This is a genomic window from Catenulispora sp. GP43 (assembly GCF_041260665.1).
Lineage (GTDB): Bacteria > Actinomycetota > Actinomycetes > Streptomycetales > Catenulisporaceae > Catenulispora.
The window spans coordinates 46,456-67,420 of record NZ_JBGCCT010000026.1 but is presented as its reverse complement, the minus strand read 5'-3'; the positions used below and the strand labels follow the sequence as shown (position 1 = coordinate 67,420).

Genomic DNA, 20,965 nt, shown 5'->3' with positions numbered 1-20,965 from the left:
ATATGAGGTCCGTCGTACTCGTCGAGCTTCCCACCTATGAGAACATCCTGCCGCTGGCCTCGGGTTACCTGCAGGCCATGGCGGCCCACGACCCCGAGGTCGGCCCGGCGTACTCCTTCCGGATCGTCTCGCGGCCGGTCTCGCTGCCGCGCGAGGAGATCCTGGCGGGGCTGCTCGAGCTGGACGCCGACGTCTACACCTTCAGCTGCTACATCTGGAACATGCGGCTGGTCCGGTGGCTGCTCGACCGGCTGCGGCAGGAGCGTCCGGAGTCCCGCTTCCTGCTCGGCGGCCCGCAGGTGATGAACCACGCGGCCACCTACCTCGCCGACAAGCCGGAGAACGTCTACGTGTGCAACGGCGAGGGCGAGCACACGTTCGTCGAGCTGCTGCGCCGGCTCGCCGCGGACACACGGGAACTCTCGGCCGTCCCGGGACTGTCCTACTGGCACGACAGTGACCTCCGCACCACGCTCCCGGCGCCCCGGATCAAGGATCTGATGGAGATCCCCTCCCCGTTCCTCACCGGTGTCTTCGACGACCAGTCCTACAGCTTCGCCATCATGGAGACGAACCGGGGATGTCCCTTCAGCTGTAGCTTCTGCTACTGGGGCGCCGCCACGAACGACAAGGTGCACAAGTTCGAGGGCGACCGGATCAAGGACGAGCTCACCTGGATCAGCGAACACGGCGCCACCGGCATCTTCATCGCCGACGCCAACTGGGGCCTGTCGCCGAGGGACGTCGAGCTGACCCACCACATCGTCGAATGCGGCAAGCGCACGGGCTACCCGCTGGTCGTGCACATGGCGGCGGCGAAGAACAAGCCGGAACGCATGGCGGAGATCACGGAGATCTTCGTCAAGGGCGGCATGATGGTCACCCAGCCGATCTCCCTGCAGACCCTCGACGCCGGCACGCTGGCGACCGTGGACCGCCAGAACATCCGCAAAGAGACGTACATCTCGCTCCAGCAGCAGCTCCGCGACAAGCAGATCAGCTCCTACGTGGAGCTCATCTGGCCGCTGCCGGGGGAGACCTACGAGTCGTTCAAGGACGGCCTGACCTCGCTGTGCCGCTCATACGCGGACACGATCATCGTGTACCCGCAGCTGCTGCTGCACAACACGCCGATGCACAGCCAGCGCGAGCTGCACGGCCTGGTCACCGAAGAGGTGCCCAGCGAGGTCGCCGAGGCGGAGGTGGTGGTCGGCACCCGCTGGGTGTCCCGCGAGGAGTGCCGTCAGGGCTACTGGCTCAACTACGCGGTCCACTCCCTGTACAACATGCGGGCCCTGTTCCTGCTCTCCGGATACCTCGACGCGACCGGCGTCATCGCCTACGGCGACTTCTTCGCCGACGTCGCCCGCTACTTCCAGAGCCGCACCGACAACGAGGTGTGCCGGTTCTTCGCCGAGTCCACGGCGCAGCTGGCCAACTACGACCTGCTCAACAGCGGCAAGACCGCGCACTTCACCCTCAGCTCCCTGCGCTCCGAGTTCGACGCGCTGCTCGCGGACTACGTGCGTGCCCAGCCCTGGTGGGAAGACCCGCTGGCCCGTGAGGCGTTCGAGCTCGACCTGTTGAGTCGTCCTTATATCTATCGCGAACCGTTCCGCGCGCCGGAGTACGACTTCACCGAGGCCGTGGTGAAGGGCACGGATGACAAGCAGTCGGTCCTGGTCGAGGTGTCCGCACCGATGACGCGACTGCTGACCGACCGGGAACTGCTGCCGGCCGGCGCGGACAGCGCGGACGCGCGTACGACGGTGCGTATCGACCACCGGGCCAGGCAGAAGATGCCTTACATGCCCCAGCGCAGCCTGGAGCACAACGCGAACTACTGCCAGGGCATGGTGCTTCGTTTCCGTGAAGTGCTTCCCACCTGGCGGGTTGTGGAGGGCTAGGGCAGGTCTCCCTTCAGCACCGCCCACAACTCCTCGCAGAGCCCGCCGCGGCAGGCCAGCGCCCACCCGAGATCGGGGCGCATCCCGCCGTGCGCGTCACGGAACACTCCGCCGGCCTCTGGGACCAGTAGCGCGACCGGCGCCTGGTCCCAGATCTGGCCGCCCTCGTCCAGCAGGGCTTCGAGCCGGCCTTCGAGCAGGGCGCCGACGGCGCAGACCTCCTCCTCGACCCACGTGGCCGCGTCCGCCAGCGCCTGGCCGGCCCTCGAGCCGGGTTCGACGAACCCTGAGACACGAGCTTGGGCCAGGCTCGGTCCCGCCGTCATCGTCAGCCGCCGTGGCGGCGCCTCCGGATCGGCATCAGAGCTCAGATACGCTCCCGCCCCGCGCAGCGCCCAGTACCTGAGCCCTTCGGTCGGGCGCGTGATCACGGCGGTTCGCAGGCCCGCGGCGTCCTCCAGCGCGATGTGTGTCCCCCAGTCGCGGCCGCCGGCCAGGAACGACGAGGTGCCGTCGATCGGATCGATGATCCAGCGCCGGCCGGTGCCACCGGTGCCCTGGCGTGCGCCGCATTCCTCCGACAGCACCGAGTCGGCCGGGCGCTCGGCGGCGAGCATGGCGAGCAGCGCCGTCTCGACCTCGATGTCCGCCTCGCTGACGGCGCTGCCGTCCGCCTTGCGCCAGGCGCGGACCTGCGGGCCCGGTGTTCGCAGGGCGATCTCGTCGGCGACGTCCGCCATCCGGTGCAGCAGGGCCAGATCGGCGTCGTCCGGGTGTCCGACTCTGCCCGTCATATCGCTGCTCCGGCGGGGCGCAGCAGGAACCCGAGCTCCAGGCCGGTCGAATCCACGTCGGGATCGACGGTGTGCTCGGCGACGATCTCCGCCCCGGCCTGCGCGAACAACCCGCGCCAGAACGCCGCGGTCTCCAGCCGTTGCTCGGTCACCTGGTGCAAAAGGTAGTAGGGGTTGTAGTACGCCAGGCCTAGGCCGTGCCGGACCACTGCGTCAGACGGGCGGTGGTCGACCTCCACCACCGCCAGATGCGCGCCGGCCGGGGCCAGCGCCCTCCGGACCAGGTCCACGACCGCGTCGTGGCCGCTCTGCTCCAGCACTTCCTGGAGCGAGAAGGCAGCGATGGAGCACGGCGCGGTCATGGCGGGATCGTCGAACGCGTACTCCTCGGCGGGCGAGGCGACGAAGCGCACCCGGTCGGCGGCACCGCGCGCCTCCGCCTGCCGGCGGGCCGCCTCGATGCTGGGGCCGAACGGGTCCACGCCGATGCCCCGGCCCTTGTTCTCGCCGTCGCCCTCGCTCTCGCAGAGGTCGAGCAGGAACGTGCCGTCGCCACAGCCGAGGTCGACGAGCGTGGCCGCGGCCGTGGGCAGCTTCGCCAGCAGACCGCGGACCAGCGGGATGGCGTCGTGGCGGCTGATCCCGCAGCTGCCCTTGCCGACCATCGCGCCGTCCCGGCCGGCGTAGGCCTTGCGGTCGGCCAGGACCGCCGGGAGTTCCTTGAACGTGTCGCTGTAGCCGCCGAGCAGCAGCTCGTACCAGGGGCGATAGGCGAGCACGTCCTGCCCCCGCGCCGTCAGGGCCGGCGCCGTCTCCGGCTCGGTCACCATCTCCTCGGCCGAGAGGTAGCGCAGCAGGCCGGCCAGGCGCTCGCGGTCCAGGCCGCAGGCCGCGGCCAGTTCGGGCAGCGGGCGGCCGGGTGCGGCGGCGAGTTCGTCCAGGAGCCCGGAGCGCAGTCCGTAGTCGAGCACCTGGGCCAGGAAGTAGTGGCGGATCGGCTGGAGCGCGTCGACCAGACCGCCCTCGAACTCACTCATGGTCTGTCCTCTTCCGAAGGGAACTGCTCATGGGCCCGCCGATCGACCGGATCGCCGAGGGCGACCAGGAAGGCGGGATCGCCGCTATGCGGCGCGCGCCCGAGGGCGGTACGGATGTTGTCGGTGACGAGGAGATCGCCGCTCTGCCAGGCGATCGCCGTCGTGGTGGCGTCGTAGGCCGCGTGCAAGGCCGACAGGTCGTGCGGGCTCAGCGGTGTGCCGTCGCCGAACGCGGAGTCGACCGGCAGATCGTCGCCGAAGGCCTCGGTGAGCAAGGCGCGCTCCCGCGGCTCCAGACTGCCGTTGTTCAGGAACGCGATCTGGTTGAACCAGCATTCGAGCCCGGTGCTCGGGTGCCGCAGGATCGCGGTGCGGCGCCGACGGGTGCGCAACACGTCGTCCGGGAGCCAGGCGTGGTCGATGCCCTGTGCGGCCAAGACCTCGGTCAGCCGCTCACGGTCGGCGACCCCGAAGGCGTCCTGCCACGTCATGCCGAAATAGCCGTGGAAGGACCGGGTCATCAGCCAGCCCTGGGTGCTCAGTCGGTCTCGGAGGTGTTCCGGCAGGTGCGCGAGCAGCGCGTGCGCATCGCTCAGCAGCGCCTCCCCGCCGGAGTCGGGAGGCCGGACACAGGCGGTGAGCACGGTGCCGGGCACGATGGTGCCGAACGCTTCTTCCTGGTACGGGCACAGCTCCCGGCCGGCCGGCCACCTGATCGGTGACAGGACGCCCTGCGCGAGTTCGCTGCGATGGCCGAAAGCCTCGGTGGAGACGAACGGCTGGACCCCCAGGGCCGCGCGCGCCGCGGCGAGATCGGCGGGTGAACTCGCCGGCAGACCCCTGACGAGCACCGCGCCGGTGTCGAGCAGTCGCGCCGAGATGGTCGGCGCGCTGGCGGCGAGCCAACCGAGCGGATCGGCGTCCGGGGCCTGGAGGACAGGCGCAGCGGCCGAGGTGACATCCGTCATCGGACGGTGTCCATCAGTGGCTGCACATCGACCTTCCCGTTGGCGGTCGTGGGCAGTTCGGGGACGAATCGCACTGGCAGGTGTCTGAGTTGCGGCGGCAGCGATTCGCGGACTTCTTGTTCGAGCCGGTCGGGATCGGCGTCGGCTTCGGGGACCACGAACAGGTGCGGCCGATCGTCCGGGGGACCGGTGAGCGCGACAGCCTGTCGGACGCCCGGCCGCCGACGTGCCGCGGCTTCCAGCTCGCCGAGTTCGAACCGGACTCCGGAGACCTTGACCTGGCGGTCTTGCCGGCCCACGTAGTGCAGAACGCCGTCGGGCGTCAGCCGAACGAGGTCCCCGGTCCGGTAGAGGCGCCTCGGCTCCTCGTCCGCGTACGGATCGGGGATGAACCGGGCCGCGGTCTGCTGCGGCTGGGCGACGTACCCGTCGGCGACTCCCGCTCCGCCGATCCACAACTCCCCGGTGAGACCCGCGGCGACCGGGATGCCGTTCGGTGCGACCACCCTGACGTCGGCATGCGGGAGAGGCCGGCCGATGGGCGGCAGTTCGTCCGCGCCGAGTACCGCCCAGCCCGCGGTCGCCACGATCGTGGCCTCGGTGGGGCCATAGGCGTTGAGGACTCGGAACGGCAGGCCCGCCGGTATCGGATGAAGCCGCTCGGCGCCGGTCATCAACACCCGGAGCCGGCAGGCGGCGGGCCAGTCCGACTCGGCCAGCAGTTCGGCGAAGCTCGCGGTCACGAACGCGCAGTCGGCTTCGGCGGCCAGCCATTGCGCGAGCGCGAGCGGATCGATGCGGGCGTCCGCCGGGACGGTGCGCACCGTCGCCCCGGCCCACAACGCCGGCCACACCTCCAGCGCGGAGCCGTCGAACCCGGTGCTCGCCCACTGGGCCACGGTGTCCCGCGGGCTCAAGGCACAGATTCCGGCTGCCCACGCACACAACGGGTCCAGCCCGGAACGGCGCACCACGACGCCCTTGGGCTGCCCGGTGCTGCCCGAGGTGAACATGATGTAGGCCGGGCTGGAGGTGGGCGCCGGTCCCGAGGGTGGCGCCGAGGTAGGGCGATCCAGGTCCTCCCAAGTCAGGACTTTGATGTCTGGTGTATCAGGATCCTGGAAGAGCGCGGCCGCCAGTGTCGAGGTGGCCGCGTCGATGCGCACCCCGGACCCGCACCCCGCTTGCCTGACCATCGACCGCAGGCGCTCGACGGGTTGGTCCGACGCGAGCGGGACGTACGTGGCGCCGGCGTAGAGAACCGCGAACGCCGTGGCGAAGAAGCGACGGCCGGCCCCGCCGAGGACCCCGACGACGTCGCCAGGCCGCCACACCTCGCGTCCGCGCTCGCCCAATCGCACGAGATCGGCGTAGGTGAGGGACCCGGATTCATCGGCGAAAGCGACCTGGCGGCCGTCTCGCCCGGCATGCGCGACCACTCGGGTCAGCAGCTCGCCGACCTCGGTGTCGCGCACTGCCGGACCATCGGCCGGATCGAGCCGGGACAGCCACTCGGCCGTATAGGTCCACAGTGCCCACAAGTCGTCCTCGGACACCACGGCGGACTCGCCCTCCAGCAGGATCTCGGCGCGCGGGTCCGCTTCCCCGGGCCGGACCACGAGGACCGCGTCCACCGGTCCCTTGGCAACCCCGGTCGCCAACCCCACCTCCACCGTCGCCGTCACACCCGCGAACCGCACCTCGGTGATCGTCTGCTCGAAGTGGCTGAAGCCGGCGGTGAACAGCGTGTTGCCGCCGCGGACCCGCCGGCCGAGCCCGCGTACGATGTCCTGCACCGGCAGGTGCGACCGGTCGATCGCCTCGCTCAGGGCGGTGTCGACGGCGGCGAGGTGCGAGCCGGGATCGTCGCGGTGCGCGACGACCACCGGGACGAAGGACACGAACATCCCCGCGGTCGAGCCGAACTCCGCCGGACGGTTGGCGGTGCCCGTGCCCAGGACGAAGTGCTCGCGGTTCTGATGCCGGGCCACGGCGTCGGCGAACGCCGCGAGGAACACCGCGAAGCGCGAGACCTTGGCCCGACGCGCGGCGCGGTCCGCTCGTTCCATCAGGTGGCGGGGAACCGGGATCCGGAGGAACAGGTCGCCGTTTGCGGTGGTTTCGCTGCTGCTGCTGCTGCTGCTGCTGCTGCTGCTGCTGCTGCTGCTGCTGCTGCTGCCGCTGCCGCCGCCGTCTCCGGCGAACGCCGTCAGGTCGGAGGTCGCGCACGCCTCGACAGCAGCCTGGACCGCGCCTTCCGCCGGCGGCGTCTGGTCGCGCGCGTAGACGAAGTAGCCGAGATCGGGATCCGTTCCGGGGTCCGGCTCGCCGAGCGTCGCCAGGAAGGTCAGGAAGCTGAGTCCGTCGTGGACGAGATGGTGTTCGGAATGGAGCAAGCCGGCCGAACCGTCGGGGAAGCGCACCAGGGTCCAGCGCGCCAGAGGGCCGGCCGCCAGGTCGAACGGCCTGTCGGCGTCGACTTCGCGCAGGACGTCACTGGTGACGGACGGCATCCGGTCCAGCCTGACGTCCCGGAGCTCCACATCCTGCGGTGCCACGGTGTCGGCGGGAACCTCCTGCCACACCCCGTCCGCCGTCTCCTTGACGGTGGTCCGCAGCACCGGCAGCCGCCTGAGCGCCTCCGCCAGGGCGCCGCGCAGCGCATCCGGGTCGGGCACCGCGTCGAACCGAAGCAGCGCGTGGAAGTGGAACCGCGGCGATCCCGGGTCGAGCTTGGCCTGGAACCACATGATGCGCTGCTGCCACGTGAGCGGGACCAGCTCGCCCGGCTTCGGCGGCGTCTGGACACTCGCCGGACCGGTTCCGGACTCGGGCCCGGCCACAGCCGGCGTCGGCGCCGGTGCTGCTGCTGCGGCGAGGTGTTCCACCAGGAGCGCCGAGAGGTCGTCAGCGGTGAGTACGTCCCTGGCCGCCAGGCGGAGCCCGTGACGGCGCTGCAACGCCACGACCAACCGGCCGGCCGCCAGCGAGCTCCCGCCCAGCTCGGTCAGGGATCGCCCGGCGAGCCTCTCGGGCGGGACGCCGATCACCTCGGCCGCGACCGCGATGATCGAGTCGGGGGAGGGAAGGGAGGACGCGGTCATGTCCATACGTCTCCAAGGTCTGCGATGCCCGCGATGATCGCGGTGAGCGAGTCGACGAACGTGGTCACGGCGCGATGTGCTTCGTCAGTGCCGGGGAACCGGATGTGCGCGGCCAGCCCCCGGTCGACGCGGTTGATCCACAGATCGCCGCCGGTCGTGTGGCGGGGGGCCGCGACGGCCCGCAGGTTCCACTCGGCATGGCGGTCCGCGCCCGGCAGGTGCCGGAAGTCGGCCAGCGACAGCCAGCAGGCCTGCTCGAACCCGAGTTTCTCAGGAAGCTGATCGGTGACCGGGCTGTAGGGTGTCTGCGCGTCGCGGTAGCCGCTGAGCATCGCCCTCTGCGCGGCCAGGAGTGTCCCGGCGAAGTCGGCGTGGGTGTCGGTGTCTGTGTCTGTGTCGGTGTTCGTGTTCGTGTTCGTGTTCGTGTCGGCGACGGCGAACGTCAGCGGGACCGCGTTGACGTACCACCCGATCGCCGATTTCGCGGGTGACGGCCTGGTCTGCAGGGCCAGCACGGCGTGGAACCGATCGCGGGCCGCGCAGGCGTGGGCGACCGCGGCGGCCAGCCCGGACGTCAGGCCGCCGCGGCGGTCGCGGCACCAGCGCTCGAAGCGCTCGGCGGTCGCCGCGTCCGCGAGGTCGATCTCCCGGTACGCGGCCGGATGCGGCTGGTCGGGACCGCCGCCGAGGTCCACGGGGAACCCGGGGAAGGTCCCGCCGGCGGCCTCGGCCAGGTCCAGCCATCTGCGGGCGGCCGCATCCCGGGCGCGATCGTCGGGCGCGGCAACACGTTCGGCCGCGCAGTATTCGGAGTACACCGCGCTGGGCAGCAGCCGCGCGGGCCGGCTGCCCGCCCCGGCTTCGTAGCATTCGACCATCTCGTGGGCGACGTAGCCCAACGAATACAGGTCGGCGTGCACGCGGTCGGCGGCGAACAACAGGGTCCACCCCGATTCCCGCGCCACGGCGGCGAACAGGAAGGCGGGCCAGACGAACGGTTCGGTCCATCGGTCGAAGGCCTCGATCAGCCGGCTCGCCGCCTCGGCGCCGGACGCGGCGGTCCCCAGGTTCTCGACCGCGAATCCGGCGGTCCCGATGGGCACCGTCAGCCGCTGGGCCTCGCCCCGCTCGACCCGGAACGTGCAGGAGAGCGAATCGTGCCGCCGGACGACGGCCGACAGCGCGGCGGACAACACGTCGTGGTCGAGCCGGCCTGGTAGGTCGACGGCGACGCCGGCCCAGCGCGGCTGCGTGACACCGGCCATGCGGCGGGCGTCGCACTGCTGGAGGTGTTGTTCCTGGACGTAGGACGGCGGGGCCGCGGACTCCTCAAGGGGGGCGGCTGCCGCGACGGGCCGCCACAGGAACAGGTCTCCCGGCCCCAGGGAGGCACCGTTGAGCTCGACCATTCTCATCGTTGCCCGTCCCCGTCCCCGTCCCCGTCCCCGTCCACGGCGACGACGCGCAGCTCCGACGTGTAGCGCTTCCCGGCGGCATCCGAGAGCCATAGGCCTGATACGTCCGGAAGCATCTCGCTCAACGTCACCATGGCCTGACCGGTCCCGGCGGCCCGCCGGGCCGTCCTGGCGAGCATGCCGACCAGGGCCGGACTGGTGAAATCGACCGCCGTCGGCTTGGTCCCCGAGCCGGTCCGGGCGAACACCCGCTCCGGGAGTCCGTGCCCGGCCCGCCATCGGCGGGCCTGCCGATACCGGTCGGCGTCGTCGGACACGAAGGCCCACGCCAGCTCCTCGGCGGGGAACCGCCACGTCTCCCGGGCCATGACCAGTCGGTCGACGGTGACCCGCGGGCTGTGCGGCCCGGCTGCGATCGGTCGGAAGGTGTTGGCGACCGCGGCGCTGAGGATCTCACCGAGTACTTCCAACAGGTCGTACTCGGCACCGGTCGAGCGGGTCGCGACCAGCACGGCGCCGTCGCGCTCGCGAACCACGAGGTCCGCACCGGGGATCCAGGGACCCGGCGGGTCCAGGGCAGGTGGCGTCTCGGACCAGGTCCAGTAGGTGAACCGGTCGGACGGCAGAGCGGTCGGCGGCGCGGCACGGGAGGTCACGAATGGCGAGTCCTTGGGATGGACGGCGACGATGCGGCCCGTCGCGTAGTCCTGCTCGACGGCCGCCAGCAGGCTGCCTGGATCAGGGCTCTGCTCGACGAAGCCGCGCCCCTCGACACTGGTGACCGCCACGTGGAGTTCGCCGAGGACCAGCAGGAAATCGCCGCTCGCGACGTGCTGCGCGGAAGCCGCGGCGATCATGAGGTCCGGCGAGTGCCGTCCGGCCCCGCACCAGGGCACCGTCGCACCGCCGAACTCGCGGGCGACCCCCGCGGCGAGGTCCGCCGAGGCGGCGGTGATCCGGCGGTCGTCGTCGCCGAACCCGAGGATGCGCTGCCAGCGCTGCTGGAACTCCGCCATCACGGCCCGGGCGGCGCACGGTGGTCCGTCGTCGGCGGTGAGGTCCGGGCCGCACCGGGCGAGCAGCAGCGGCAGGGGCAGCTCGTCGTGGCCGGACCGGACGCACTCGGCCCGGAAGGCGCCCGTCAGCAGGGTACGGAACGCCCGGCCGCACTCGGCGACCAGCCACCGCACGCTGTCCAGGACCAGGCCCAGCGGTGCGGCCAGGGCGTCCAGGACCGGGGTGCCGGCGACGACCTCGACGTCCCGGCGCGAGTCCTGGTACAGCAGGGTCCGGCCGGCGTAGGCCTGCCCGGCGCGGCGCGTGTCGTCGCCGCCGGTGATCTCGCGGAACCGGGCGCCCAGCGTCCGGGTGGCGGCCACGACGGACTCGGCGTCGGCCGCCTCGGCGGCCGCGTCCCGGGCCGCGATCAGGCTGTCCAACGCGGCCAGCAGGTCGTCCCGCAACCGGGCGTCGCCGATCCGGGCGATGCGGTGCCGCAGTCCCCGCTCCGGCCAGGCGTCCACCGGTCCTTCGAGCCCGATGCGGAGCGCGGCCAGTGCGACCAGTCGTTTCAGTGCCGTCTCAGGGGCGGCCACGCCGTGCTCGGCGGCGGTCCGCAGAACGTCGGCGACGGTGCGGTCACCGTCGCAGAACTCGAAGACGGCCAGTTCATCGCCGGTCAGCGGTACCGGACGGCCACGCGGCCGATACAGCGTCCGGCTCAGGACGGTGACCGCGGGACTCCGGGTCGGCGTGAGCCACTGCTCCACGTCGGGCCGGGCCGCGAACGCCCGCGCCACCTCGTCGACGGCCCACATCTCGAAATGCGTGGTGCGGCCGGCGAGCAGCTCCGGTCCGGGCCGGGACTGGAAACCGGGTGCGTCGGGGTCCAGGCGGGCCCAGCCGACCGGGCCGTAGAAGCCGATGGTGTCGTTCTTCAGGGCGTAGCGCTGGAGGTAGGAGATGACCCCGGCCTCCAACTGCCGACCGCGGGAGTTGCGCGCGACCCCGGCCGCCACCTTGTCCAGGCAGTGGCCGACGAGGTCGGGGTTCTGCCAGGCCACGGCCTCCCGGAAGCGGGGGTCGGCTGCGATACGCGTGGTGGCGGCCGCCAGCCGGGCCGAGGCGGCGGCGTAGGCCGCGCGGTAGCCGGAACCGGGATCTGGGTCGGAATCAGGGCTCGAATCAGAGCCGGAGTGGGAATTGGAATCGGAATCAGAGTCGGCGGCGGCAGCCAGATCGAGGTCCCGGATCGCCGCCACCTCCTCAGCCGCGAATCCCGCGCTGCGCAGCACGGCGTCGCACCACAGCCGCCACCCGGTCTCGCCCAGGGGAACCGAGCGGATCGACACCTGCTCGTCAGTCATGAAGGGCTCCCGCCGGGCGCGTCGCGACGAATCGGAACTCCGAGGTGTAGCGGGCGCCGTCGGCGTCGGTCAGCCACAGGTCGTCCGGGCCGGGAAGCATCTCGGTGACGGTGATCCGCGCCGAGTTCTCGGTAGTGGTATCGGCAGCGGCGGCGCGGACGGCCTTGGCCCATATCCCCACGAGCGCCGCGCTCCGGAAGTCCACCGCGATCGGCTTGCCCTCCAGCGGCGTCCTGAAGAACACGAGCTCCGGGATGTCGTTCGCCGCGCGCCACAGCCCCGCTTGCTCGAAGCGTTCGCGCTCGTCCTTCAAGAACGCCCAACGGAGCGCGGACGCGGTGAACACCCAGCACTCGCGGGCGACGACCACACGGTCCACGGTGACCCGCGGCCGGTGCCCGGCGGCCGGGAACGGCTGGAACGCGTTGACGACGACACCGCTGAGGATCTCGCCCAGCATCTCGAGCAGGTCGTGTTCGGCGCCGCCGGCCTCCACGACGAGTTCGCCGCCGGCCTCCCGCACGGTGATCCCGGCCCCGGGCAGCCTGCGACCGGGGGCGGCCATCGATTCCGGATCCGGCGACCACGACCAGTAGGTGAACCGATCGGACAGCAGCGCCGACGGCGGCATGACGCGCGAGGTCACCAGGCGGGAGGTCTTCGGCGGTGCGCACAGGATCCGCCGATCGCCGTGGTCCGCCTCGGAAGCGGCGAGCAGCCGGGCCGGATCAGGGTGCTGCTCCACGTACGAACGGCTCTCCAGCGAGTTCACCGCGAGATGGAGTTCGCCCAGGACACAGGTGAAGTCGCCATCGGCCAGCGCCGCGGCGTCGGCCGCGGCGAACAGCAGATCCGGCGAGTGCTGTCGCGCCGCGCTCCACGGCGCCCGCGCAGCCGGTCCGCCGAACGCGGCGGCGACCGCGGGCGCGATGTCCGCCGCGTCGAATCGGACGGTGCGGACGCCGTCCGGAGCGGCGAGGATGGCGGCCCACCGCTTCTGGAATTCCGCGACCGCCGCCTTCACCAGCGGCGGTGCGGACCCGGCGGCGTCCAGGTCGGGCGCGGCACGATTGACCAGATAGCCCAGGGGCACGCGGCCCTCGGGCCACCGTTCCCGTTCCCGCTGATAAAGCCGGCCGAAGAACTCCCGGTAGGCCGCTCCGACCGTGGCCACCAGCCAGGCGGCGCTGTCGAGCATCAGCCCCAGCGGCGCCGCGACGGCGGCCAGCAGCCCGGGCCCGATCCGCACGTCCACGTCGCGGACGCAGTCCTGGTAGACCAGGGTGCGTCCGGCGTAGGCCTCACCGGGACGACGGGTGGCGGCGGTCCCCGTGACGCGGAGGAACACCTCGCCCAGCACCGCCATCGTCTCGGCCACGGCTTCGGCATCCGCGGCGCGCGCGACGGCGTCGCGAGCCGCGACCAGTCCGGCGAGGGCGGTGAGCGCCGGCTCCGCCACGGCCCGGTCACCGAGCGCCTCCAACCGCGTCCGCAGCGTTTCCTCAGGCCGGGCCTCGACCGGGCCCGACAAGTCGAGCTCCACCGCACCGAGCTCCAGCAAGCTGGTGAAGACCGAGTCCGGGACCGACTGGGAGCGTGCCTTGTCGAGCACTTCATGCAGGGGGCGGACCCCGTCGCACAGATCGAGGACGGTCAGCTGGTCCGGTGACAGTTCCACGGGCCGCCGCCGCAGGCGGTGCAGGACGCCGGCCACCACCTCGATGGTGCCGGCGGGGCGCGGCGGCAGCTGCGCGCGCAGCCCGGGCAGTTCCAGGAATGCCCGCGCCGCCTCGTCGATCGCCCACGTCTCGAAGTACGTGGTCCGCCGGCTGAGCAACGCGGGGCCCGGTACCGCGGCGAACCAGGGCGCGGCCGCCTCAGTCGTCACCGTGGCCCAGCCCACGGGTCCGAACGCGCCGATGGTGTCGTTCTTCAGCGCGAACCGCTGCAGGTAGGCGGCGACCGTGGCCTCGTCGCGGCGGCCCTGCCGGTTCCGCGGGGTGTCCGCGCGCACCCGGTCCAGGCAGCGGCCCAATAGATCAGGGTTCTGCCATGCGACCGCCTCGCGGAACCGGGGGTCCGCGGCCGTCCGGGCCAGATCCGTGCCGATCACCCCGGCCGGGGCGCCGTGCACGGCCCGGGCCCGGGCCGCGGGCAGGCCCGCGCCGCGCACCGCGACGTCACGCCACACCGCCCAGCCGGTCGTCCCCAGCGGGGCCAGGTGCCCCGGCAGGCCGCTGCCGGTCAAGCCGCCGCACCGTTCTCGGACCGTCCGGTCACCGCCGCCACGAAGTCGTCGAACTCGGGGTGGTCGAACAGGGTCCGCAGCGGCACGTCCGTCCCGCAGGCCTGCGAGGACCGGGCGACGATGTCCAACGCCATGAAGGAATGGCCGCCCTCCCAGAAGAAGTCCGTGGCGCCGTCGACCGGCACCCCGAGCGCCTCCTGCCAGATCGACCGCAACTGCTCGGCCAGCGCGACCCCGGTCATCGGGCGTTCCCCTCCCCGGTCTGGTCGACGAGCCCGGCGACAGCCTCGGCCACCAGCTCCATGGGGACGCTCACCAGCGGCAGGTCCCGCTCGCCCAACGGCTCGCCCAGCCCGTCGAGCACGACCATCGCCGCCTCCTTGGGGCCGACGCTCAGATAGCCCCGCTTGTTGTCGACGCCGACGCGGCTCACCACCTCGTCCGGCTCGACCCCGGACGGCAGGCACGACGCGGCACCGAGCAGCGCCACCAGGTCGTCGTGGACGGCGACGTCCGGCGCCGACAGGGTGCCCAGGGCCTGGCCGATCCGGGCGGCCGCGAGCATGCCCAGAGCCACCGCCTCGCCGTGCGAGACGCCCTGGGCGCCGCGGATCCGCTGGTCGCAGAGCTCGACCGCGTGGCCGACCGTGTGTCCGTACTCCAGGATCAGACCCCTGCCTTGCTCCTTCGGGTCCCCGGCGGTCACCCCGGTCTTCGCGGTCAGCCCTTCGTCGAGAAGCCACAGGAGGGCCTCGGCGGAGTTCGTCGTCCCGGAGGCCAACAGCTCGCGCATCGGCTCGATCGCCTGCGGCCGGATGGCAAGGCAGTTCTTGACCGCCTCGCAGAGCCCCGACCTGCGCTCGCGTTCGGGGAGCGTCTGGAGGAACCGGACGTCGGTGAAGACCCCCTGCGGCGTGTGGTACGTGCCGATGTGGTTCTTCCCGTACGCGCTGTTGACGGCCTGCTTGAGCGACAGGGTCGAGTCCATCGCGGCGACCGTGGTGGTCGGGACGTGCACGAGCCTGACGCCCCGATACAGCAGGGCGGCCATCAGCCCCGCCAGGTTGCCGGGCACGCCCCCGCCGAAGGAGACCACGACCGAACCGCGGGTCGCACCGGCGGCGATGCAGCGCTCCAGGTGCGAGGCCAGGGTCGTCTGCGACTTCATGCCCTCGCCCGCGGGCATGCTGATCACTTCGACCGGGGCGTGCGCGGCCAGTTCCGGAAACAGCGTGTCGCCGTGCAGCCCGGCCACGGTGTCGTCGGTGACGACCAGGATGCGGTCCGGCTCCAGACGGCCGATCGACCAGGCGATGCGGTCGACGCAGTCGTAGCCGAACCGATAGGGGAAGGCGACGCCTCCCAGATCGACTGTCCGGGCCAGCCAGTCCTGCTCGGACGCGACGGTCAAGGTATTCACAATGGGTTCCCTCATCGTCCTCATTGGCTCTGATTCCTCATCGGCTGCCCGGCGGCCCCGGGCTGGACGTCGGCGACGACGACCGTGACGTTGTCCGGTCCGCCCGCCGTGAGGGCGGCGTCGACCAGGGCGTGCGCACACTCGTGCGCCGAGCGCACCGAGAGCGCCGCGGTCAGCTCCTGCGGGCCCAGGACGTCGGTCAGCCCGTCGGAGCACAACAGCAGCCGGTCGCCCAGCCGCGCCGGATGGCCGGCGATGGTCGGCACCACGTCGTCCTGGCCTTGCAGCGCCTGCGTCACCAGCGAGCGGAAGGGATGCCGCATGGCGTCGTCGGCGTTGATCTGGCCGCTGTCGACCAGCATCTGGACGAAGCTGTCGTCGCGGGTCAGTCCGGTCAAGGTGCCGTCCCGGAACAGGTAGGTCCGGGAGTCCCCGACGTTGCCGACGACGAATTCGGCGCCGTCGAACACCACCGCGGTCACGGTCGTCCCGGTCCCCTCGATCTCCGGCCGCGCCGAGACCAGCCGGGCGATGGCGCTGTTCGCGGCCAGGATCGCGGCCCGCAGCCGGCCCCGGGTGTCGGCCAGCAGGCCGTCCCGGTCCGCGGTCGCCAGTTCGGCGATGACGGTGGCACTGGCCAGCCCGCCGGCCACGTGCCCGCCCATGCCGTCGGCGACCGCGAGCAGGTGCGCGCCCACGTGGAAGGCGTCCTCGTTCTCCTCGCGGCGCAGGCCGCGGTCGGTCAGCGCGACGGCTGTCAGCACCGCGGTCACGGGCGCACCGCCGCGGCCTCGGTGACGGTCAGGCCCCTGAGCAGCCCGGCGAGTTCGCGCACTGTGCGCGCGTTGAGCGCCAGCCGGGCCGGGACCTGCCGATCCAGGGTGCGGCGCAGGCGTCCGACGATCTCCATGGCGGCCAGGCTGGTGCCCCCGGCGTCCAGGAAGTCGTCGGTCACCCCCAGGCCGTCCAGCTCCAACACCTCGCACCAGACCGCATGGATGGCCGCCTCCAGGTCGTCGGCCGGAGGTTCGGGTTCGGCGGCGGCGCCGCGGTTGTCGCCGACCGCCGACCGCAGCGCCGCCCGGTCGATCTTGCCGTTGGCGGTCAACGGGAGCCGGTCGAGGAACTCGGCGCGGTTCGGCAGCAGGTGCGCGGGCAGCCGCCCCGATATGCGAGCCCTGATCTCAGGCCACGAAGGCGCGTCCTCGGCGCATACCAGGCAGGCCACCAGGTGGCTCGGCGGGCCCTGGGCCGGGGCCGGGACCACGGCGGCCTGCCGCACCCCGGGCACCGCCTCGAGCGCCGCCTCGATCTCGCCCGGCTCGACGCGGTAGCCGCGGATCTTGAGCTGGTCGTCCAGGCGGCCGTGGAACACCAGGCGTCCGTCGCCCTCGACGCGCCCGAGATCCCCGGTGCGGTACATGCGCGCTCCGGGGACGCCCGCGAACGGATCCGGGACGAACGCCGTCTCGGCGGTCCGCTCCGGATCGAGGTAGCCGCGGCCGACACCCGGGCCGCCGAGGTGGATCTCGCCGATCAGGCCGGGCGGCAGCACGCGGCCGGCTTCGTCGAGCACGTAGACGCGTGCCGAGCCGTCGGGGAAGCCGAGGTTCACCTCGGCGTGCTCGTGGACGTCGGCCGCCGTCGAGCCGATGGTCACCTCGGTGGCCCCGTAGACGCTCACCGCGCGTGCGGTGCCGGCGCGCAGCCGGTCCCAGGTTCCCCGGTTCGGCTTCTCCCCGCCGAACACGATGAGCCGGGGCGGTTGCGGCTGGTCCAGCAAGCCCTGCGCGAGCAGCACCGCCAGCTGGGACGGCGCGCAATCGACGACGTCGAGTCCGGCACCGATGAAGGACTCGGGGTCGGCCCGGCGCTCGTCGTCGAACAGGACCAGCGTGTGACCGAGCGCGAGGATCGGGAGCACCTGGTCGATGAAGGAGTCGAAGGTGACCGGGGCCGCACCGCCCACCCGGAGCGGGCCGTCCGGCGAGGCCACCGCGAGGTAGTGCGGGGCGAGTTGGGTCGCGGTGTGTTCGGCCAGGCCGCCGTGCTCGATGAGGACGCCCTTGGGGCGGCCGGTCGAGCCGGAGGTGAAGACGACGTAGGCGAGCTGCTCCGGTGCTGTGGCGGCGGGGCGGGGATCGGCGCCGGTCCCGCCGGCGGTGGACGCTTCGGATTCCCGGGCGGCCATGACCGGCAGCGGCCACCGTGCGCCGGCCCCGATATCGGCGACGATCAGCCGGCGGGCCTGGGCGGCTTGGAGTTTGTAGCGGATCAGGTCGTCGGGGTCGCGCGGATCGAGCAGCAGGAACGCGGCTCCGGCCCGCCAGATCCCGACCATCGCCTCGATCAGGGTCCTGTCACGCGGCAGCAGGACCGCGACCACGTCCTCGGGTCCGACTCCCGCGGCGGCCAGGCGTCGGGCCCAGGCGGTGGCGGCGGCGTCCACGGCGGCGAAGGTCGCGGTGCCGTCGGCGGCCTCGACGGCGATGCGTCGCGGGTGCCGACGCGCCTGGTCCGCGAACAGCTCCGGCACCGGGCGGACCGGCGGCTCGGCGCCGCTGCTCGGGCTTTGGCTTTGGCTTCGGCTTCGGCTTTGCGACACGGAGTGCAGCACGGCGGTCTGAACAGCGGGGGACATGAGCGTCGGCACCTCGGGGGATGCGTGCTCGTGCTCTGATTCCCCGGGCGGGGCGCCGATCAGACCGCTCGCGGCGACGAGCAGGTCGGCCACCCGCGCGGCCGGGTCCGCGCGCAGCCAGTCCAGGATTCGCGCCAGGACGGTCTGCGGGACCGGCGGAGCATCGTCGGGGAGGTCCGGCAGGGTGCCGAACCATCCGACGGCGGTCTGGGACAGAGCCGGGGAGTCGGCACGCCCGTCGGTGAGCGCCGAGGCGATCGCGTGGACGCCCGCCGCTAGTGCTGACGCGTGTAGGCCGAGGCCGGCGGCTGCTTCGTTCCAGCTCGCGGTGCCCTCCGCCGCCGGATCGGCGGCACCGGGTCCGAGCCGGGCTGTGTTCTCCTCCCGATTCGGGGAATCCGTCATGACCTCTCCTCCCAGTCGGCCAGGACCCGCCCGAGCCGCTCCAGCCCGGCCCGGATCAGCTCCGGCGCCACTCCGGTGGGGAACCTGATGCTCCCGGCGGGGCTCGGCGCGTAGTTGGCCGACGTCGTCAGGACCAGCCGGTGCGCGTCGAGCGCGAAGTCGGCGAACGCCTCGATGTCCGGCACCCGCAGATCCAGCCAGTGCTGCGTGCCGCCGTCCGGCACCGGGACGTCGAGCACCGGGTGTCCGGCGGCATGCTCGCGGTACGCCTCGCGTCCGGTCTCGACGGCTGCCAGCAGGACCTCGTTCCCGCCGTCGATCACCGCCGCGGCCTCGGCCTGGGCGCGGCTGTTCACGCACACCGCCTCCCATTCCAGGCGCGGGAGAAGCCGATCCAGGGTCTGCTCGTGCGCGACGATCCAGCCGATCCGGTCGCCGGGCCGTCCGTAGTTCTTCGACATCGAGTTCACGATCGTGAACCCGCGATGGCCGATCGCCACGTCGACCGGCGCCGGGCGGCCCCGCTCCCGGAAGAGGAACGAGTCGTAGACGGCGTCGTAGAGGACGAACACGTCATGCGACGCCGCGAAATCCTCCAGTCCTGCTAGGTACTCGGCGGTCGGCACGATTCCGGTGGGATTGTGCGGGAGGTTGACGTAGAGCACCGTCGGCTCCGTGCATTCGGCGGCGAGCAGCTCCCAGTCCATGGCGCTCCCGGTCAGCGCCACCGCGTGCGGGGACAGACCGGCGGCCGCCATCGAGTCCCGGACGCCCCGGAACGTGGGGATCGCGTGCACGGTCTTGCGGTATCCGGCGTCGAAGCAGTCTCGGAGGATCGTGCCGATGGCGTTCATCCCGCCGGCCGTCACCGCGATGTGCGCCGCCCCGATCAGGGAGCTGCCGGACACCTTCCGCTCCCGTGCGGCGATGGCCTCGACCAGCGCCGGCGCGCCGCGCGAAGGAAGGTAGGAATAGGGTGCGGCGTGGTCGGCGACGACGTGGGTGAGGTCGGGGCGCTGTCCCGGCGGCCAGGCCGGTACGTTCTCCACCAGGACCAGCCAGTCCTCGTCCGGCCGGCTCTCGGCGACGGCGAGCCGGCGTTGCAGCGCGGACAGCCGAGCGGTCATGAGCGGTCCGCCAGGATCGCGGCCAGCCGGTGCGCCAAGGCCAGCGTGGTCAGGGACGGGTTCGCCGCGCCGAGCCTGGGGAACGTCGAGGGGCCTGCGGCGCTGAGTCCGCGCACCGCCCGGAAGCCCTGATCGTCGTCGAGGATCCGGCCCAGCGGCAGGGTGCCGCCTTCGTGGTCCTCGACGCCGAGGTGGCTCGACCAGGTCACGGCGACGTCCCGCGGGGCGGCCCCGATGTCCTCCGGCAGCACGAAGGCGTTGGTGCGCGCGGGATTGGTGAACGACCCGAAGTCCAGGTGCGAAGGCACGCACCCGGTGATCCGGGCGATGTCGTCGTGAACGGTCTGCAGCATTTCGCGCTGCGCCGCGATCAGTGCCAGATCGGCGTCCGAGGGCACGGCGTGCACTCGCATCGGCCACGGCCCGCGGGAAGCGGGTTCGCAGACCACCGCGGTCCGCTCGTCCGGAAGCTGCTCGCCGGTGGCCCGGATGTCGACCAGGACCCCGTCGTCGCCGAGCGGGATCATCTCGGTGAACAGGTTGGAGCGGCTCGACTCCGGACCCGCGGCGAAGTGGTCGCCGGGCCCGAGCCGCTCCAGGATCCGGCGTGCCGGCGCACCGGACAGCTTGAGGAAGAAGCCCTGCACGATGTGGTCCGCCAGGCCGGTCAGCCGCGGTTCGGTGAGAGCGCCGGCCTCGTACAGCGCTTGAGCGCCGAGCCGTGAGTTCTCAAGGGTTCCGGCGGCGAGGACGACCTGTTCGGCCGTGATCTCCATGGACGAACCCTCGGGATCGCGGATCAGGACTCCGCGCGCGGCGCCGTCGCGGACGACGACACCGGTGACGTCCGCGCCGGTCAGGATCCTGATTCCCGCCATCTCCGCCAGGGCGCCGCCCGTGACCGGATCCCGCCAGGTGTCGAGTGCCGAGTACGCGTACCAGCGGTCAGCCCCACCGGCGTCGCGGCTGACCGCCATCGGTGTCCGGCGGAACATGAAGCCGCCGAGGTCCCCGGTCTCGGGCTCGGCTCCGAAGGCGGGCCAAGGCGTCTTCGGCGTCCGCCAGGCGGCGAGCTGCTCCCGGATCCGCTCGTACAGCGAAGGCCCGCCGCGCCAGGAAGCCACCAGATCGGACACCACCGCCGCCGGCCAGTCCGCGGCGGTCAAGGCCCAGTCCTCGATCGGCAGACAGATCCCGTACCAGTACAGGGAGCGTCCGCCCAACCGGCGCCGGCGGCCGCCGGGGCTGGTGTAGTGCGGTGGATCCGCCGACTCCCACGGCCGGTCGAAATAGCGGTCCGTGCCCGGGGCCAGCCAGGCCCGCAGCGCGTCCTCGGACGAGGCCGCCGTGTTGTTGTGGCGGGGATCGCCGACCGGACCCGATTCGAGCACCAGGACGTCGGTCACGCCCGCCCGGCCGAGTTCCTTGGCGATCTCCAGTCCGGCCAGGCCGGCTCCCACTATCGCGATCCGGCACGTCCGGGGGATCGCCCCGGTCCCGTCCGGCCAGGTGATGAGGGGATGCGTGGCCACG

General features: G+C 72.3%; 14 protein-coding genes. 1 reads left to right on the top strand and 13 read right to left on the bottom strand.

What is annotated here, in order from left to right; genetic code table 11:
* Positions 1-2: 2 nt before the first annotated feature.
* Positions 3-1,907 carry a radical SAM protein gene (locus ABH926_RS38720; protein WP_370370958.1) on the top strand — a complete coding sequence of 635 codons (1,905 nt, stop codon included), beginning with the start codon at positions 3-5 and terminating at the stop codon, positions 1,905-1,907.
* On the opposite strand, the gene ABH926_RS38715 is transcribed toward ABH926_RS38720, so the two are convergent.
* Genes ABH926_RS38715 through ABH926_RS38655 form a run of 13 tightly spaced genes read right to left on the bottom strand, consistent with a single transcriptional unit; the run spans position 1,904 to position 20,964 of the window.
* Complete coding sequence (locus ABH926_RS38715) at positions 1,904-2,701, bottom strand: inositol monophosphatase (RefSeq protein ID WP_370370957.1); 798 nt, start codon at positions 2,699-2,701, stop codon at positions 1,904-1,906. The genes ABH926_RS38720 and ABH926_RS38715 overlap by 4 nt on opposite strands.
* Positions 2,698-3,738: a 2-ketoarginine methyltransferase gene (locus tag ABH926_RS38710; protein ID WP_370370956.1), complete on the bottom strand. Its 1,041-nt coding sequence runs from the start codon at positions 3,736-3,738 to the stop codon at positions 2,698-2,700. The genes ABH926_RS38715 and ABH926_RS38710 overlap by 4 nt, the downstream gene beginning before the upstream one ends.
* A complete protein-coding gene (locus ABH926_RS38705; protein ID WP_370370955.1) occupies positions 3,735-4,706 on the bottom strand; it encodes a TauD/TfdA family dioxygenase in 972 nt (323 codons plus the stop codon). Before ABH926_RS38705 ends, ABH926_RS38710 begins: the two co-directional genes overlap by 4 nt.
* The gene (locus ABH926_RS38700) at positions 4,703-7,810 is read right to left on the bottom strand and encodes an amino acid adenylation domain-containing protein (protein WP_370370954.1); all 3,108 of its coding nucleotides are present in this window, start codon (positions 7,808-7,810) and stop codon (positions 4,703-4,705) included. The genes ABH926_RS38705 and ABH926_RS38700 overlap by 4 nt, the downstream gene beginning before the upstream one ends.
* Complete coding sequence (locus tag ABH926_RS38695; protein WP_370370953.1) at positions 7,807-9,225, bottom strand: condensation domain-containing protein; 1,419 nt, start codon at positions 9,223-9,225, stop codon at positions 7,807-7,809. Before ABH926_RS38695 ends, ABH926_RS38700 begins: the two co-directional genes overlap by 4 nt.
* Positions 9,222-11,591: a lantibiotic dehydratase gene (locus tag ABH926_RS38690; RefSeq protein WP_370370952.1), complete on the bottom strand. Its 2,370-nt coding sequence runs from the start codon at positions 11,589-11,591 to the stop codon at positions 9,222-9,224. The genes ABH926_RS38695 and ABH926_RS38690 overlap by 4 nt, the downstream gene beginning before the upstream one ends.
* The gene (locus ABH926_RS38685; RefSeq protein ID WP_370370951.1) at positions 11,584-13,839 is read right to left on the bottom strand and encodes a lantibiotic dehydratase; all 2,256 of its coding nucleotides are present in this window, start codon (positions 13,837-13,839) and stop codon (positions 11,584-11,586) included. Before ABH926_RS38685 ends, ABH926_RS38690 begins: the two co-directional genes overlap by 8 nt.
* Positions 13,836-14,081, bottom strand: a complete 246-nt coding sequence (locus tag ABH926_RS38680) for a phosphopantetheine-binding protein (RefSeq protein WP_370370950.1) — start codon at positions 14,079-14,081, stop codon at positions 13,836-13,838. Before ABH926_RS38680 ends, ABH926_RS38685 begins: the two co-directional genes overlap by 4 nt.
* Positions 14,078-15,250: a 2-deoxy-scyllo-inosose synthase gene (locus ABH926_RS38675; RefSeq protein WP_370370949.1), complete on the bottom strand. Its 1,173-nt coding sequence runs from the start codon at positions 15,248-15,250 to the stop codon at positions 14,078-14,080. The genes ABH926_RS38680 and ABH926_RS38675 overlap by 4 nt, the downstream gene beginning before the upstream one ends.
* Positions 15,251-15,279: 29 nt before the next feature.
* Positions 15,280-16,032 carry a PP2C family serine/threonine-protein phosphatase gene (locus ABH926_RS38670; protein ID WP_370370948.1) on the bottom strand — a complete coding sequence of 251 codons (753 nt, stop codon included), beginning with the start codon at positions 16,030-16,032 and terminating at the stop codon, positions 15,280-15,282.
* The gene (locus ABH926_RS38665) at positions 16,029-18,305 is read right to left on the bottom strand and encodes an amino acid adenylation domain-containing protein (RefSeq protein WP_370370947.1); all 2,277 of its coding nucleotides are present in this window, start codon (positions 18,303-18,305) and stop codon (positions 16,029-16,031) included. The genes ABH926_RS38670 and ABH926_RS38665 overlap by 4 nt, the downstream gene beginning before the upstream one ends.
* A complete protein-coding gene (locus ABH926_RS38660) occupies positions 18,302-19,432 on the bottom strand; it encodes a beta-methylarginine biosynthesis bifunctional aminotransferase (RefSeq protein ID WP_370370946.1) in 1,131 nt (376 codons plus the stop codon). The genes ABH926_RS38665 and ABH926_RS38660 overlap by 4 nt, the downstream gene beginning before the upstream one ends.
* Positions 19,429-20,964 carry a GMC oxidoreductase gene (locus ABH926_RS38655; protein ID WP_370370945.1) on the bottom strand — a complete coding sequence of 512 codons (1,536 nt, stop codon included), beginning with the start codon at positions 20,962-20,964 and terminating at the stop codon, positions 19,429-19,431. The genes ABH926_RS38660 and ABH926_RS38655 overlap by 4 nt, the downstream gene beginning before the upstream one ends.
* Between the last annotated feature and the right edge of the window lies 1 nt (position 20,965).